We start from the raw sequence: 16,359 nt of genomic DNA, 5'->3' as shown, positions 1-16,359 counted from the left end.
CGAGAGTGAATCCAGCCGCACCTGAGCAAGCCGCGCCGTCGCGGGCCCACGGAGGATGTCGTGAGCGACACACAGACACTGATCGAGAACCGTCCGCCCTCCGTGGCGGGACTCTTCCTGGAGCGGGTGGCGGCCACGCCGGACGCCGAGGCCTACCGCTACCCGGTGCCGTCCGCGTCGGGTGAGGGCCCGGACGACTGGAAGTCGCTGACCTGGGCGCAGGCGGCCGAGCGCGTCCACGCGATCGCGGCCGGTCTCATCGAGCTGGGCGTGCAGCCCGAGCAGCGCGTGGCGCTCGCCTCCTCCACCCGCCTGGAGTGGATCCTGGCCGACCTCGGCATCATGTGCGCCGGCGCCGCGACGACCACCGTCTACCCGCAGACCAACGCGGAGGAGTCGGCGTACATCCTCTCCGACTCCGAGAGCCGGGTGCTGATCGCGGAGGACGCCGCCCAGCTGGCCAAGGCCAGGGAGAAGCGGGCCGAGCTGCCCGAGCTCACCCACGTCGTGGTCGTCGACGCGGCCGGCGCCGACACCTCCGAGGACTGGGTCCTCACCCTCGACGAGCTGGAGCGCCGGGGCGCCGCCCGCCTGGAGCAGGACCCGGAACTGGTCAGGAAGCGGGTCGGCGCGCTCACCAAGGACCAGCTCGCCACCCTCATCTACACCTCCGGTACCACCGGCCGGCCCAAGGGCGTCCGCCTCCCGCACGACAACTGGTCGTACATGGCGAAGGCGATCGCGGCGACCGGCCTGGTCACCGAGGGCGACGTGCAGTACCTGTGGCTGCCGCTCGCGCACGTCTTCGGCAAGGTGCTCACCTCCGGCCAGATCGAGGCCGGTCACGTCACCGCCGTCGACGGCCGCGTCGACAAGATCATCGAGAACCTGCCGGTGGTCCGGCCGACCTACATGGCGGCCGTGCCCCGCATCTTCGAGAAGGTCTACAACGGCGTCGCCGCCAAGGCCCGCGCGGGCGGCGGGGCCAAGTACAAGATCTTCCAGTGGGCCGCCGGGGTCGCCCGCGAGTACGCCAAGGTCACCCAGGACAACTTCAAGCGCACCGGCACCGCGAGCGCCCCCGCCGGCCTGCGCGCCAAGCACGCCGTCGCCGACAAGCTGGTCTACGCCAAGATCCGCGAGGCCTTCGGCGGCAACCTGCGCGCCTGTGTCTCCGGGTCGGCCGCCCTCGCCCCCGACATCGGCTACTTCTTCGCCGGCGCCGGCATCCACATCCTGGAGGGCTACGGCCTCACCGAGTCCTCCGCCGCGTCCTTCGTCAACCCGGGCGAGGCCTACCGCACCGGCACCGTCGGCAAGCCGCTGCCCGGCACCGAGGTGCGCATCGCCGACGACGGCGAGATCCTGCTGCGCGGCCCCGGCATCATGGAGGGCTACCACAAGCTGCCCGAGAAGACCGACGAGGTGCTGGAGTCCGACGGCTGGTTCCACACCGGCGACATCGGCGAACTCTCGCCGGACGGCTACCTGCGCATCACCGACCGCAAGAAGGACCTGATCAAGACGTCGGGCGGCAAGTACATCGCGCCCGCCGAGGTCGAGGGCGGGTTCAAGGCGGTCTGCCCCTACGTCTCCAACATCCTCGTCCACGGAGCCGACCGGAACTTCTGCACCGCGCTCATCGCCCTCGACGAGATCGCCATCACCGAGTGGGCCAAGGAGAACGGCCTGGAGGGCAAGCCGTACGCGGAGATCGTCGCGGCGCCCGCCACCGTCGAGATGGTCGACGGCTACGTCCAGCAGCTCAACGAGGGCCTCCAGCGCTGGCAGACCATCAAGAAGTTCCGTCTGCTGCCCCGCGACCTCGACGTCGAGCACGGCGAGATCACGCCCAGCCTGAAGCTGAAGCGGCCGGTCGTGGAGCGGGAGTACAAGCACCTGATCGAGGAGATGTACGAGGGCTCGCGGGAGGCGTAGCGCGAGCGGGCATCGTCCCGAGCGTCGGGACCCGTACGGCGAATGCCCGGAACTGACCGGATTCCGGCCTTCTTCGAGCGTTCGCCTACCACGGATCTCGCCCATGGCGGCCCACTTCGGTAACTCCGAGCTTATGGGCGGGGCCGGTCTGTCACTCTGTCGGCATTGACTGCGAAGTATGCGCACGCACTGCCCGGGGAGCCGTCCATGGGGGCCATTCCGACGCAACGGGAGACCGTCTCCCGCGCCGCAGGGGTGCCCGCGCACCCTGGCGGCGTGTCCGTCCAGGAGTGCGCGCGGGCGCACGTGACCCTGCTCGGCAGCTCCCTCGCGCCGGGCGCGGCCCGCGAGATGGTGCGGGCCGCGCTGGCCGACTGGTCCGCGCTCGGCCTGCCCGGCACGGAACAGCTGACCGAGCACCTGACCGCAGACGCCCTGGTGGCCGTCAGCGAACTGGTCACCAACGCCGTCGTGCACGCCGGCACCGACGTCGAGGTCGTCTGCCGGCTGGAGGAGACGGGAACCCTCGTCGTCGAGGCCACCGACCACCACCCGTCCCGGGCGCCGAGGAGCGGCGACCGGGAGACGCCGCACGAGACCCCCGAGTACGGCCGGGGCCTGCGGCTCGTCGCCGCGCTCGCGGAGGCCTGGGGCATCACCTACCGGCCGGGCACGAAGACGGTCTGGGCACGGTTGCGGGCCGCGGGTGCCGAGGGGGAGGAGGCGGCGGAAGCCGGCGAGCGGACCGCGTCGTACCCGGACGGGTGCGACCTGCCGTTCGCGCCGGAGCCGGGCCCCGGCCGCCACGAGATCCCCGACCGTGCGGAACCTCTCGCCCCGCGTGGCTTTGCATCCGCTGCCTCCGCCCGCCCGGGACCCGCCGCCCCCGGCCGCGCTGGACCCACCGCCCCCGACCGCCCGGAAGCCGAGCACTCACGGCCCACGGCGTTCCCCGACCGCTTTGACCCCCCGCGGTGGACCGGTCGGCGGGACGGACGGGACGGCACGGCCGACACCGGCCGGCGCGGTGTCCGCGACCGCGAGTGGCTGGGCCGCGGCGCCCTGTCCTTCCTCGCCGAGGCATCCGACCTGCTGGCCGGGCAGCTCGACGAGGATCTGGTGGCCTCCCTCACCGGACAGCTGATCGTGCCGCGGCTCGCCGACTGGTGCGCGGTGTGGCTGGAGGACGAATCCCTGGGCCGCGGAGCCTGGAGCGACGCCCCCGGCACGGTCGTCGGGGCGCGGCTGGCCCGCGTCTGGCACGGCAGCGAGAGCCACATCGAGGAGCTGCGCCGCGCCCTGGAGAAGGACCCGCCCCGCCCCCGCGACCCCTGGCGCTCCGGCCCCGTCGCCCACCCCTGGCCCGGCGGGGCGCTGGGCCCGGACGGCACCCGCGGAACCGCGCTCGCCTACCGCCTGGTCGCCGGGGGCCGGCCGCTCGGCACCCTGGTCATCGGCCGGGCCGGCCCGGCAGGCTTCCCCGACGAGATCACCGGCCTCGTTGAGGACCTCAGCCGCCGTGTCGCGCTCGCCATCGGCGCCGCCCGCCAGTACGCCCGCCAGGCCACCATCAGCGCCGTCCTCCAGCGCGGCCTGCTGCCCGGCGCCGTCGCCGAGATCCCCGGCGTGCGCAGCGCCCTCGTCCACGAACCGCGCGACAAGGGCGGCCCCAGCGGCGACTTCTACGACCTCTTCCCGGCCGGCGACGGCCGCTGGTGCTTCGCCCTCGGCGACGTCCAGGGCAAGGGCCCCGAGGCCGCCGTCGTCATCGGACTCGCCCGGCCCTGGCTGCGGCTGCTGGCCCGCGAGGAGTACGGCGTCCCCGACGTCCTGGACCGCCTCAACCAGCTCCTCCTCGACGACGCCACCGAGGCCGCCGACGCCGCCGCCCGTGCCCTGGTCGCCGCGGGCGGTCCACCGGTTGCCCCGGGCGACGGACCCCAGACCCGCTTCCTGTCCCTCCTCTACGGCGAACTGATCCCCCACGACGACGGCGTCCGCTGCACCCTCGCCTCCGCCGGCCACCCGCTGCCCCTCCTCCTCGGCCCCGACGGCACCGTCCGCACGGTCGCCGAGCCGCAGACCCTGCTCGGCGTCGTCGAGGACGTGACGTACACGAGCGAGACCTTCGAGCTGCGCTCCGGCGACACCCTTTTGTGCGTCACGGACGGGGTCACCGAGCGGCGCAGCGGCTCCCGTCAGTTCGACGACGGGGACGGGCTCGCCGCGGCCCTCACCGGGTGTGCGGGCCTGGACGCCGAACTGGTCGCGGAGCGGATCAGGCGGCTGGTGCACGAGTTCGGGGCGAGGCCTCCCGAGGACGACCTGGCGCTGCTGGTGCTCCAGGCCGAGTAGGCGGGCGGCCGAGCCAGGCGGGCAACCGAGCAACAGCCGCCGTACGGGACAATGGAACGCATGCCCTCCGCACTCCCCGACGGCGAGCCCGTCCCCGCCGACGGTGCCCTCCCGGCGTCCGCGCTCGCCGGCGCCGCCGACCGTCCCCTCGGCTTCTACCTGCACGTCCCGTACTGCGCGACCCGCTGCGGCTACTGCGACTTCAACACCTACACCGCGACCGAACTGCGCGGCACCGGAGGCGTCCTCGCCTCGCGCGGCAACTACGCCGAGACCCTGACCGACGAGGTCCGCCTCGCCCGCAAGGTGCTCGGCGACGACCCCCGCGAGGTCCGCACGGTCTTCGTCGGCGGCGGTACGCCGACCCTGCTGGCCGCCGGCGACCTGGTCCGGATGCTGCACGCGATCCGCGACGAGTTCGGCCTCGCACCGGACGCGGAGATCACGACGGAGGCCAACCCGGAGTCCGTCGACCCGGCCTACCTGGCCACCCTCCGCGAGGGCGGCTTCAACCGGATCTCCTTCGGCATGCAGAGCGCGAAGCAGCACGTGCTGAAGATCCTGGACCGCACCCACACCCCCGGCCGCCCCGAGGCGTGCGTCGTCGAGGCCCGCGCGGCCGGCTTCGACCACGTCAACCTCGACCTGATCTACGGCACCCCCGGCGAGACCGACGACGACTGGCGCGCCTCCCTGGAAGCCGCGCTCGGCGCCGGACCCGACCACGTCTCCGCGTACGCCCTGATCGTCGAGGAGGGCACCCAGCTCGCCCGCCGCATCCGGCGCGGCGAGGTCCCCATGACCGACGACGACGTCCACGCCGACCGCTACCTGATCGCCGAGGAGACCCTCGCCGCGGCGGGCTTCGACTGGTACGAGGTGTCCAACTGGGCCACCTCCGACGCCGGGCGCTGCCTGCACAACGAGCTGTACTGGCGGGGCGCCGACTGGTGGGGCGCGGGGCCGGGCGCACACTCCCATGTGGGGGGCGTGCGGTGGTGGAACGTGAAGCACCCGGGGGCGTACGCGGGGGCGCTGGCGGCAGGCAAGTCGCCGGGGGCCGGACGCGAGGTCCTGACGGACGAGGACCGGCGCGTGGAGCGGATCCTGCTGGAGCTGCGCCTGCGGGAGGGCGTCCCGCTGTCCCTGCTGAGGGAGGCGGGGCTCGCGGCGGCGCGGCGGGCGCTGGGCGAGGGGCTCCTCCAGGAGGGGCCGTACGAGGACGGGCGCGCGGTGCTGACGCTGCGCGGGCGGCTGCTGGCGGACGCGGTGGTGCGGGATCTGGTGGATTGATCCCTCGGGCGAGTGAATCGGTGCGGAACGGAGGTTCGGAACCTAGTCTGATTCGTAGGCTGCCGCCAAAAGGACGCGGCGGATGTGGAGGGCCACGGAGATGACCGCTGTGGACGAACGCGGGATGACCAAGTATTTCGAGGAACTTGAGCCTCCCGAGGGCGTGAAGGTGGAGCTTCTCCGGGGGGTAATCGTGATGATGGCCAGTCCTGACATCGTGCACAACATGATCGTTGCCGATGTACAGGACCAGGTCCCGCGGCAGCGCTGGTCCCGTCTGCAGACCCAGGACGTCGACATCCTCGACGAGGCGAGCGAGCCGGTGCCGGACCTGGTGGTGCTGGGGCGTGACCTCATGCCTGCGTCAGGCCGCCTGCTGCCCTGCCAGTTGGTCACGATGGTCGTGGAGGTCGTCTCCAAGTCCAGCGTCCACCAGGATTACCTCACCAAACGCTCGATCTACGCGGCGGGAGAGATCCCCGTCTACCTCGTCCTGGACCCGATCATGGCGCAGTGCGTCCTGCTGACGAAGCCCACGGGGGAGGGCGAGGAAGCCGACTACCTGACTCAGGAGATCGTGAAATTCGGGGACCGGCTGCCACTGGAAGCTCTGGGAATCGACCTCGACACCAGCGAGTTCGGCACCTTCACCGGCGTCAAGCCCCACCGCTACCCGTGACGAAGTCGATCAGTTCCTCCACCCGCCCCAGCAGCGCCGGCTCCAGGTCCTTGTACGACCCCACCCGCGCCAGGATCGCCTGCCACACCGCCCCCGTGTTCTCCGACGGCCACCCCAGCGCCCGGCACACCCCCGTCTTCCAGTCCTGACCGCGCGGCACCCGGGGCCAGCCCTCGATCCCAAGCGACGACGGCTTCACCGCCTCCCAGATGTCGATGTACGGGTGGCCCACGACCAGCGCGTGCTCGCTCGTCACGGACTCCGCGATCCGCCACTCCTTCGAGCCGGGCACCAGATGGTCCACCAGGACGCCGAGCCGCGCGTCCGGTCCCGGCGCGAAGTCGGCGACGATCGACGGCAGGTCGTCGACACCCCCCAGGTACTCCACCACCACGCCCTCGATGCGCAGGTCGTCGCCCCACACCTTCTCGACCAGCTCGGCGTCGTGCCGCCCCTCGACGTAGATGCGCCCGGCGCGCGCCACCCGCGCGCGGGCCCCCGGGACCGCCACCGAACCCGACGCCGTACGGGAGGGCCGCACCGGACCCGAGGACGACGAGGGCCGCACCAGCGTCACCACCCGCCCCTCCAGCAGGAAGCCGCGCGGTTCCATCGGGAAGACCCGGTGCTTGCCGAAGCGGTCCTCCAGGGTCACCGTGCCGGCCTCGCAGCCGATCACCGCGCCGCAGAACCCGGTGCCGGGCTCCTCGACCACCAGGCCGGGGTCGGCCGGAACCTCCGGTACCGGCTGCGGCTTCTTCCACGGAGGGGTCAGGTCGGCGGAGTACTGGCGCATTCTCCCGACGATACGAGGAACCCAGGCCCCAAGATCAGCGCGACACGCCGAAGCGTGCCGCCAGCGCGTCCCGTTGGGCCCGCACGAACGCCGCGTCCACCACCGCGCCGTGCCCCGGCACGTACAGCGCGTCCTCGCCGCCCAGCTCCAGCAGCCGGTCCAGCGCGGCCGGCCACCGGGTCGGTACGGCGTCGGGGCCCGCCTGCGGCTCGCCGGACTCCTCGACCAGGTCGCCGCAGAAGACGACCTCCACCTCGCCCGGCACCAGCACCGCCAGGTCGTGGCCGGTGTGCCCGGGGCCCACGTTGGCCAGCAGGACCTGCCGGCCGCCGCCCAGGTCGAGGGTCCACTCGCCGCACACCTCGTGCCGGACGCCGACCAGCGCGTCGGCCGCCTCCTGAGCGGACCGCGCCTCCAGCCCTTCCGCCTCCGCGTCCGCGCACAGCGCCTCCCGCCCGTGTCCGCCCCGAGCGAACACCGCGCCGGTGCCCACCGCCCCGTACACCTCCGCCCCCGCGAACGCCGCCGCGCCGAAGACGTGGTCGAAGTGCGGGTGGGTCAGCGCGAGATGCGTCACACGGTGACCGGCGAGCGCCTGCGCCGCGGCGCGCAACCGGGCGCCCTCGGAGAGGCTCGACCCGGCGTCCACGAGCAGCGCGGCGCCCGCGCCGACCACCAGCCCCGCCGTGCAGTCCCACCCCGGCAGGCGGCACCGCCCCACCCCCGGGGCCAGCCGCTCCCACCCCAGCTCTTCCCAAGTCACGCTCATGACGGCGACGCTATCGGGGCACGCGCGCCCCGGCGCGGCGGCACCGTACCGGCGGTGACCGGCCCGGTGCCCGGCCTTGCCGTGGGTGTACCCCACAGCCGTACACTGGGCCGGGGAAGTCTGGCACTCGCGCACCGTGAGTGCCAGGACAGACAGGCAGGACAACGGACCGACGACTTCTGGAGGTGTGCGCGATGCTCAGTGAACGCAGGCTGAAGGTGCTGCGCGCCATCGTCCAGGACTACGTCGGCACCGAGGAGCCCGTCGGTTCCAAGGCCCTCACCGAGCGGCACAACCTCGGCGTCTCCCCGGCCACCGTGCGCAACGACATGGCGGCCCTGGAGGACGAGGGGTTCATCGCCCAGCCGCACACCAGCGCGGGACGCATCCCGACCGACAAGGGCTACCGGCTCTTCGTCGACAAGCTGGCCGGCGTCAAGCCGATGACCGCGCCCGAGCGCCGCGCCATCCAGAACTTCCTGGAGGGCGCCGTCGACCTCGACGACGTCGTGGCCCGCACGGTGCGGCTGCTCGCGCAGCTCACCCGGCAGGTCGCCGTCGTGCAGTACCCGTCGCTGACCCGCTCGACCGTGCGCCACGTCGAGCTGCTCTCGCTCGCGCCCGCGCGTCTGATGCTCGTGCTGATCACGGACACCGGGCGGGTCGAGCAGCGCATGGTCGACTGCCCGGCGCCGTTCGGCGAGGCGTCCCTCGCCGATCTGCGGGCGCGGCTCAACAGCCGGGTGGCGGGGCGGCGGTTCACGGACGTGCCCGGTCTGGTGGAGGACCTCCCGGAGGCCTTCGAGGCCGAGGACCGGGGTACGGTCTCCACCGTGCTCTCCACTCTCCTGGAGACGCTGGTCGAGGAGAACGAGGAGCGGCTGATGATCGGCGGCACCGCCAATCTCACCCGCTTCGGGCACGACTTCCCCTTGGTGATCCGGCCGGTGCTCGAGGCGCTGGAGGAGCAGGTCGTGCTCCTCAAGCTGCTCGGCGAGGCGAAGGATCCGGGCGTGACCGTCCGTATCGGTCATGAGAACGCCCACGAAGGACTCAACTCCACGTCCGTCGTGTCGGTGGGCTACGGTTCGGGCGGCGAGGCGGTTGCCAAGCTCGGCGTGGTCGGACCGACCCGCATGGACTACCCGGGAACGATGGGAGCGGTACGCGCAGTGGCACGGTACGTCGGACAGATCCTGGCGGAGTCGTAGGTGGCCACGGACTACTACGCCGTACTCGGCGTGCGCCGCGACGCCTCCCAGGACGAGATCAAGAAGGCGTTCCGGAGGCTCGCGCGCGAGCTGCACCCGGACGTCAACCCCGATCCGAAGACCCAGGAGCGGTTCAAGGAGATCAACGCCGCCTACGAGGTGCTGTCGGACCCGCAGAAGAAGCAGGTCTACGACCTCGGCGGAGACCCGATGTCCCAGGCGGGCGGCGGCGGAGCCGGCGGCTTCGGCGCGGGCGGCTTCGGGAACTTCTCGGACATCATGGACGCGTTCTTCGGCACGGCGTCGCAGCGCGGACCGCGCTCGCGCACCCGCCGGGGCCAGGACGCCATGATCCGTATCGAGGTCGAGCTGGACGAGGCGGCCTTCGGCACGACCAAGGACATCCAGGTCGACACGGCCGTCGTCTGCAACACCTGCAACGGCGAGGGCGCCGCCCCGGGCACCTCGGCCCAGACGTGTGACATGTGCCGCGGCCGCGGCGAGGTCTCGCAGGTCACCCGGTCCTTCCTGGGCCAGGTCATGACCTCGCGGCCCTGCCCCCAGTGCCAGGGCTTCGGCACGGTGGTCCCGACCCCGTGCCCCGAGTGCGCGGGCGACGGCCGCATCCGCTCCCGCCGCACCCTCACCGTGAAGATCCCGGCGGGCGTCGACAACGGCACCCGCATCCAGCTCGCGGGCGAGGGCGAGGTCGGCCCCGGCGGCGGTCCCGCCGGCGACCTGTACGTCGAGATCCACGAACTGCCGCACTCGACCTTCCAGCGGCGCGGCGACGACCTGCACTGCACGGTCACCATCCCGATGACGGCGGCGGCCCTCGGCACGAAGGTGCCGCTGGAGACCCTCGACGGCATGGAGGAGGTCGACATCCGCCCGGGCACCCAGTCCGGCCAGTCGATCCCGCTGCACGGCCGGGGCGTCACCCACCTGCGCGGCGGCGGCCGGGGCGACCTGATCGTCCACGTCGAGGTGACCACCCCGACCAAGCTCGACCCCGAACAGGAACGCGTGCTGCGCGAGCTCGCCAAGATGCGCGGCGAGGAGCGTCCGCAGGGGCAGTTCCAACCGGGTCAGCAGGGCCTCTTCTCCCGCCTGAAGGACGCCTTCAACGGGCGCTGACGGGCACCTGTCGAGGTAGGACGCCAGGAGCCTCCCGATGCGGATGCTCCTGGCGTATGCCAACGGAAGCCCGGATTCGGACTTGTTCGGAGGACGTGACAACATGCGCTCATGTCCTCCGCACTGACCGATCTCTTCCCCTGTCCGATCGTGCAGGCACCCATGGCGGGCGGCGTCTCCGTGCCGCAGCTCGCCGCCGCGGTCTGCGATGCGGGAGGGCTGGGATTCCTCGCCGCCGGGTACAAGACCGCGGACGGGATGTACCAGGAGATCAAGCAGCTGCGGGGACTGACGGCCCGCCCCTTCGGCGTCAACCTCTTCATGCCGCAGCCCGAGACGGCCGACCCGTCCGCCGTCGGCGTCTACGCCCACCAGCTGGCCGGCGAGGCCGCCTGGTACGAGACGGAACTCGGCGACCCCGAGTGCGGCCGGGACGACGGCTACGAGACGAAGCTCGCGGTGCTGCTGGACAACCCGGTGCCGGTGGTGTCGTTCCACTTCGGCGTCCCGAGCCGTGAGGTCGTCGACTCCCTGCACCGCGTCGGCACCTTCGCGCTGGTCACCGCGACCACCGCGGACGAGGCCCGGGCCGTCGAGCAGTCCGGCGCCGACGCGGTGATCGCACAGGGCACCGAGGCCGGCGGACATCAGGGCACCCACCGGGACAACCCGGAGACCGGCGGCACCGGCACCGGACTGCTGTCGCTGGTCGCCCAGATCCGCGAGGCGGTGAGCCTGCCGATCGTCGCCGCCGGCGGCATCATGCGCGGCGGCCAGATCGCCGGCGTCCTCGCCGCCGGCGCGAGCGCGGCCCAGCTCGGCACCGCCTTCCTCGCCACCCCCGAGTCCGGCGCCCACGCCCTGCACAAGCAGGCGCTGACCAATCCGCTGTTCGTGCGCACCGAACTGACCCGCGCCTTCTCCGGCCGCCCGGCCCGCGGCCTGGTCAACCGCTTCCTGCGCGAGCACGGCCCCTACGCCCCCGCCGCCTACCCCGAGGTGCACCACCTCACCGCGCCCCTGCGCAAGGCGGCGGCCAAGGCGGGCGACGCGCAGGGCATGGCCCTGTGGGCGGGGCAGGGACACCGGATGGCGCGGGAACTGCCCGCCGGTCAGCTGGTGGAAGTCCTGGTGGCGGAACTCGCCTCCGCCGGGACAGCGTTGTCAGGCTTCGCGACGGGAGGTACGGGCCGATGACGGCACCGGTGTTCGTGGTCGACTCCCTCCCGCCGGGCGGCCTGCCCGGCGGGGAGTACGTCCTGGACGGCCCCGAGGGACGGCACGCGGTCTCCGTGAAGCGGCTGCGGCCCGGTGAGGACGTGGTCCTCACCGACGGGCGCGGACACTGGGCCGAGGGCGTGGTGAAGGCCGCCGAGGGCAAGGACCGCCTCGTCGTCACGGACCTGGAGACGGTCCACGAGGAGCCCGAGGAGCGGCCCCGCCTCACCGTCGTCCAGGCGCTGCCCAAGGGGGACCGGGGCGAGCTGGCCGTGGAGACGATGACCGAGGTCGGTGTCGACGCGATCGTGCCGTGGGCGGCGTCCCGCTGCATCACGCAATGGAAGGGCGACCGAGGCGTGAAGGCGCTCGGCAAGTGGCGGGCGACGGCCCGGGAGGCCGGCAAGCAGTCCCGGCGGGTCCGCTTCCCCGAGGTCGCGGACGCGGCGACGAGCAAGCAGGTTGCCTCACTTCTGGCCGACGCCGACTTCGCCGCCGTACTCCACGAGAGCGGCGAGGAACCCCTGGCCGCCACCGAACTCCCCGCCTCCGGCGACATCGTGCTGGTCGTCGGCCCCGAAGGCGGCGTCTCCCCGGAGGAGCTGGCGCTCTTCGCGGAGGCCGGCGCCAAGCCCTACCGTCTGGGGCGCAGCGTCCTGCGCACCTCCACGGCGGGCACCGCGGCGACCGCCGTCCTGCTGGCCCGCACCGGCCGCTGGTCCTGAAGCCCCGTCAGTCGTCCGTCTCGCGGGCGGCGACCACGGCCGGGAACAGCTCCCAGCCGTCCAGGTCTGCGGACCTGTCGAGCAGCCCGCGCCGAGCCGCCTCGTCGACGAAGGACCGTACGACGCCCGGTTCGTGCAGGTTGAGGGCGGCGTCCCCCAGCGCCACACAGCCCGAGGGCAGGAAGCCGTCGGGGACGTACCGTCCCTTGCCGCCCTGGAACAGCAGACGGATCCGCGTCCCGCCCCGGGACAGGGTGAGCACCTCCTGACACGGCCCCGCGGCACTGTGCCGGTGACGCACCGACCACACGTAGGCGTCCGCCTCGTCCACCACCAGCCGTCTCAACCGGCGTCCGTCGCGCATGAGCGCAACGGTAGTGAGGAGTGGCCGTATGCGCCCTACCGCCGCCCCCGCACCGATGGCAGGCTGCCCTCCATGGGGGCTTCGAGGCGAATTTGGCGTGCGGCTCCGGTGGTCGTCGGTTCGGTGGTAGCCGTCGGCGGTGTCGCCGCGTGCGACCCGGGCGGACTCAGCTCCGCCTCGGTGGCGTTCACCACCGACCAGACCGTGACGCGTGAACTGGAGCGGCGGAAGGCGGAGGTCCGGTGGATCACCTGCACCGCCTCCTACGGCGACAAGGGCAGCAGTGCTTCCGAGAACGCCGTCGCGTCCGTCGAGTGCGACGGCAGGACGGACGACGGCAAGGACATCACCGTCGACGGCAAGATCACCCGCGTCGTCAACGGTGCCTGCGTGCGCGGCGAACTGACCGCGAAGGTGGACGGCAAGCAGTGGTTCCGGGTCGACGGGCTGGGCGACTGCGACGCCACCGGCGCCCCTCCCGCGAACCGGCCTTCCCAGCAGCAGCCCGGCCCCACCGTGACCGTCACCCGGACCATCTGGTGCCCGGACGACCCGCACTGCCGCCCCGTGGAGGGCAAGTAGCCCGGCGTGGCGGTGGCCGGCAAGTGATCCAAACCTCTGTCGGCGGGCGCCGCCCCTGCATAGGGTGAAGGGGTGACACAGCCCGCAGCGCCTGCCTACCTCCGCTTTCCGCACCCGCACGGCGAGTTGGTCGCCTTCACCGCCGAGGACGACGTGTGGCTCGCCCCGCTCGGCGGCGGCCGGGCCTGGCGGGTCAGCGCCGACAACGTGCCGGTCAACCACCCGCGCGTCTCGCCCGACGGCACCACCGTCGCCTGGACCTCCACCCGCGACGGCGCCCCCGAGGTGCACGTCGCGCCCGTCGACGGCGGCCCCGCCAAGCGCCTCACCCACTGGGGCAGCGTCCGCACCCAGGTACGCGGCTGGACCGCCGACGGACGGGTCCTCGCCCTGAGCACCCACGGCCAGGCCAGCCTGCGCCGCAGCTGGGCCCGTGCCGTCCCGCTGGACGGGGGACCGGCCGAGACCCTGCCGTACGGGCCCGTCGGCGACGTCGCGGCCGGCCCGCACACCGTGCTGCTGTCCGCCCCGATGGGCCGCGAGGCCGCCTGGTGGAAGCGCTACCGGGGCGGCACGGCGGGCAAGCTGTGGATCGACCGCGAGGACGACGGAGAGTTCGTACGGCTCCACGACGGCCTCGACGGCAACATCGAGTACCCCTTCTGGGTCGGCGACCGCATCGCCTTCCTCTGCGACCACGAGGGCACCGGCGCCCTCTACTCCTCCCTCGCCGACGGCTCCGACCTGCGCCGCCACACCCCCCTCGGTGGCTTCTACGCCCGGCACGCCGCGACCGACGGCACCCGCGTCGTCTACTCGTGTGCCGGTGAGCTGTGGACGCTGGACGACCTCGACGGCGCCGAGCCGCGCCGCCTCGACGTCCGGCTCGGCGGCCCGCGCGTCGACCTCCAGGCCTACCCGGTCAACGCCGCCCGCTGGTTCGGCTCGGCGTCCCCCGACCACACCGCGCGCGGCAGCGCCGTCGCCGTCCGCGGCGGCGTCCACTGGGTCACCCACCGCTCCGGCCCCGCCCGCGCCCTCGCGGCGACGCCCGGCGTCCGCACCCGGCTGCCGCGCACCTTCCGCGCCGACGGCGAGGAATGGGTGGTGTGGGTGACGGACGCCGAGGGCGACGACGCCCTGGAGTTCGCGCCCGCCTCCGGACTCGCCCCCGGCAGCAGCCCGCGCCGCATCGCCGCCGGGCAGCTCGGCCGCGTCCTGAACCTCGCCATGGCCCCCGACGGGAGCCGCGCCGCCGTCGCCTCGCACGACGGGCGCGTCCTGCTCGTCGAGCGCGAGACCGGCGAGGTCCGCGAGGTCGACCGCAGCGACAACGGCGACGTCTCCGGCCTGGTCTTCTCGCCCGACTCCGCCTGGCTCGCCTGGTCCCACCCCGGGCCCGACCCGCTGCGCCAGCTCAAGCTCGCCAACACCACCGACCTGTCGGTGAGCGAGGCGACCCCGCTGCGTTTCAAGGACTACGCGCCGGCCTTCACCCTGGACGGCAAGCACCTCGCCTTCCTCTCCACCCGCTCCTTCGACCCGGTCTACGACGAGCACGTCTTCGACCTGGCCTTCGTCGAGGGCGCCCGCCCGTACCTGATCACGCTCGCCGCGACCACCCCGTCGCCCTTCGGCCCGCAGCGCCACGGCCGCCCCTTCGAGACCCCGGACCGGGACGAGACCCCCGACAGCGAGGGCGCCCCCGCCACCCGGATCGACATCGAGGGCCTCGCCGACCGCATCGTGCCCTTCCCGGTGGAGGCCGCCCGCTACTCCGGGCTGCGTGCCGCCAAGGACGGCGTGCTGTGGCTGCGCCATCCCGTCACCGGTGTCCTCGGCGCCTCCCGCGCCACCCCGGACGACCCCGACCCGCACACCGAGCTGGAGCGCTACGACCTCGCCCAGCAGCGGATCGAGCACCTGGCCGCCGACGCCGACCACTTCGAGGTCAGCGGCGACGGCAAGCGGGTGCTGCTGTGGACCGACGGCCGGCTCAAGGTCGTGCCCAGCGACCGGCGGGCCTCCGGCGACGAGGACAGCGACACCAACATCACCGTCGACCTGGCCCGGGTCCGGCAGACCGTCACCCCGGCAGCCGAGTGGCGCCAGATGTTCGACGAGACCGGCCGCATCATGCGGGACCACTTCTGGCGGCCCGACATGAACGGCGTCGACTGGGACGGCGTACTCGACCGCTACCGCCCCGTCCTCGACCGCCTCGCCACCCACGACGACCTCGTCGACCTCCTGTGGGAGGTGCACGGCGAACTCGGCACCTCCCACGCCTACGTCACCCCGCGCGGCGGACACGGCTCCGGCGCCCGGCAGGGACTGCTCGGCGCCGACCTCTCCCGCCACGAGGACGGCACCTGGCGCGTCGACCGCGTCCTGCCCTCGGAGACCTCCGACCCCGAGGCCCGCTCCCCGCTCGCCGCGCCCGGTGTCGCCGTGCGCGCCGGGGACGCGATCCTCGCGGTCGCCGGTCAGCCCGTGGACCCGGTCACCGGACCCGGCCCGCTGCTGGTCGGCACGGCGGGCAAGCCGGTCGAGCTGACCGTCTCCCCGTCCGGCGGCGGTGAACCCCGGCACGCCGTCGTCGTCCCCCTCGCCGACGAGGAGCCGCTGCGCTACCACGCCTGGGTCGCCGACCGCCGCGCCTACGTCCACGAGCGGTCCGGCGGCCGGCTCGGCTACCTGCACGTCCCCGACATGGTGGGCGCCGGCTGGGCCCAGCTCCACCGCGACCTGCGCGTCGAGGTGGCCCGCGAGGGCCTGGTCGTCGACGTCCGCGAGAACCGCGGCGGCCACACCTCCCAGCTGGTGGTGGAGAAGCTGGCCCGGCGGATCGTCGGCTGGGACCTGCCGCGCGGCATGCGGCCGGCCAGCTACCCGCTGGACGCGCCCCGCGGGCCGGTCGTGGCCGTCGCCAACGAGTTCTCCGGCTCCGACGGCGACATCGTCAACGCGGCGATCAAGGCGCTCGGCATCGGCCCGGTCGTCGGCACCCGCACCTGGGGCGGCGTCATCGGCATCGACAGCCGCTACCGGCTGGTCGACGGCACGCTGATCACGCAGCCCAAGTACGCCTTCTGGCTGGAGGGCTACGGGTGGGGCGTGGAGAACCACGGCGTCGACCCGGACGTGGAGGTACCGCAGCGCCCGCAGGACCACGCGGCGGGCCGCGACCCCCAGCTGGACGAGGCGGTCCGGCTGGCGCTGGCGGCGTTGGAGGAGACGCCGGCGAAGACCCCGCCGAGCTTGCCGGAGCTGCCGCCGACCGACTGACACA

At 73.3% G+C, this 16,359-nt stretch carries 13 protein-coding genes; 10 read left to right on the top strand and 3 right to left on the bottom strand.

Translation table 11 applies throughout. The features are described from left to right. Positions 1 to 60 precede the first annotated feature (60 nt). From M6G08_RS03690 to M6G08_RS03675, 4 genes are all read left to right on the top strand, one after another. On the top strand, positions 61 to 1,938 hold the full coding sequence (locus M6G08_RS03690; RefSeq protein WP_272585755.1) for an AMP-dependent synthetase/ligase: 1,878 nt from the start codon (positions 61 to 63) through the stop codon (positions 1,936 to 1,938). Between the two features lie 207 nt (positions 1,939 to 2,145). Further along, positions 2,146 to 4,293, top strand: coding sequence for a SpoIIE family protein phosphatase (locus M6G08_RS03685; RefSeq protein WP_272585754.1), 2,148 nt, complete (start codon positions 2,146 to 2,148; stop codon positions 4,291 to 4,293). Positions 4,294 to 4,353: 60 nt separating this feature from the next. Further along, complete coding sequence (gene hemW, locus M6G08_RS03680) at positions 4,354 to 5,586, top strand: radical SAM family heme chaperone HemW (protein ID WP_272585753.1); 1,233 nt, start codon at positions 4,354 to 4,356, stop codon at positions 5,584 to 5,586. 100 nt (positions 5,587 to 5,686) lie between these two features. Then, the gene (locus M6G08_RS03675) at positions 5,687 to 6,265 is read left to right on the top strand and encodes a Uma2 family endonuclease (RefSeq protein WP_272585752.1); all 579 of its coding nucleotides are present in this window, start codon (positions 5,687 to 5,689) and stop codon (positions 6,263 to 6,265) included. Here the strand turns inward: M6G08_RS03675 and M6G08_RS03670 are convergent. Further along, positions 6,243 to 7,061: a DUF3097 domain-containing protein gene (locus tag M6G08_RS03670; RefSeq protein ID WP_272585751.1), complete on the bottom strand. Its 819-nt coding sequence runs from the start codon at positions 7,059 to 7,061 to the stop codon at positions 6,243 to 6,245. The two genes, M6G08_RS03675 and M6G08_RS03670, sit on opposite strands and share 23 nt — an antisense overlap. 34 nt (positions 7,062 to 7,095) lie before the next feature. Continuing rightward, the gene (locus M6G08_RS03665) at positions 7,096 to 7,830 is read right to left on the bottom strand and encodes an MBL fold metallo-hydrolase (RefSeq protein ID WP_272585750.1); all 735 of its coding nucleotides are present in this window, start codon (positions 7,828 to 7,830) and stop codon (positions 7,096 to 7,098) included. A gap of 194 nt (positions 7,831 to 8,024) precedes the next feature. Between M6G08_RS03665 and hrcA the strand changes: the two genes are divergently transcribed. The 4 genes from hrcA to M6G08_RS03645 all read left to right on the top strand — a co-directional run bounded on the left by hrcA (position 8,025) and on the right by M6G08_RS03645 (position 12,121). Continuing rightward, a complete protein-coding gene (hrcA, locus tag M6G08_RS03660; protein ID WP_272585749.1) occupies positions 8,025 to 9,041 on the top strand; it encodes a heat-inducible transcriptional repressor HrcA in 1,017 nt (338 codons plus the stop codon). Then, positions 9,042 to 10,178 carry a molecular chaperone DnaJ gene (gene dnaJ / locus M6G08_RS03655; protein ID WP_073722961.1) on the top strand — a complete coding sequence of 379 codons (1,137 nt, stop codon included), beginning with the start codon at positions 9,042 to 9,044 and terminating at the stop codon, positions 10,176 to 10,178. A gap of 111 nt (positions 10,179 to 10,289) precedes the next feature. After that, positions 10,290 to 11,375, top strand: a complete 1,086-nt coding sequence (locus M6G08_RS03650; RefSeq protein ID WP_272585748.1) for a nitronate monooxygenase — start codon at positions 10,290 to 10,292, stop codon at positions 11,373 to 11,375. Continuing rightward, a complete protein-coding gene (locus tag M6G08_RS03645) occupies positions 11,372 to 12,121 on the top strand; it encodes a 16S rRNA (uracil(1498)-N(3))-methyltransferase (protein ID WP_272585747.1) in 750 nt (249 codons plus the stop codon). The genes M6G08_RS03650 and M6G08_RS03645 overlap by 4 nt, the downstream gene beginning before the upstream one ends. A gap of 7 nt (positions 12,122 to 12,128) precedes the next feature. Here M6G08_RS03645 and M6G08_RS03640 read toward each other — a convergent pair whose 3' ends face one another. Further along, positions 12,129 to 12,485 carry a hypothetical protein gene (locus M6G08_RS03640; RefSeq protein WP_272585746.1) on the bottom strand — a complete coding sequence of 119 codons (357 nt, stop codon included), beginning with the start codon at positions 12,483 to 12,485 and terminating at the stop codon, positions 12,129 to 12,131. Positions 12,486 to 12,557: 72 nt separating this feature from the next. Here M6G08_RS03640 and M6G08_RS03635 point away from each other — a divergent pair, with 72 nt between their 5' ends. Together M6G08_RS03635 and M6G08_RS03630 are read left to right on the top strand one after the other, a co-directional pair. Beyond that, positions 12,558 to 13,067 carry a hypothetical protein gene (locus M6G08_RS03635; RefSeq protein ID WP_272585745.1) on the top strand — a complete coding sequence of 170 codons (510 nt, stop codon included), beginning with the start codon at positions 12,558 to 12,560 and terminating at the stop codon, positions 13,065 to 13,067. A gap of 72 nt (positions 13,068 to 13,139) precedes the next feature. Continuing rightward, a complete protein-coding gene (locus M6G08_RS03630; RefSeq protein ID WP_272585744.1) occupies positions 13,140 to 16,355 on the top strand; it encodes a S41 family peptidase in 3,216 nt (1,071 codons plus the stop codon). The last annotated feature ends 4 nt before the right edge of the window (positions 16,356 to 16,359 follow it).

It is taken from the genome of Streptomyces sp. M92, assembly GCF_028473745.1.
Classification (GTDB): domain Bacteria; phylum Actinomycetota; class Actinomycetes; order Streptomycetales; family Streptomycetaceae; genus Streptomyces.
The sequence above is the reverse complement of the archived record's forward strand: the minus strand, read 5'-3'. Positions and strand labels throughout refer to the sequence as shown.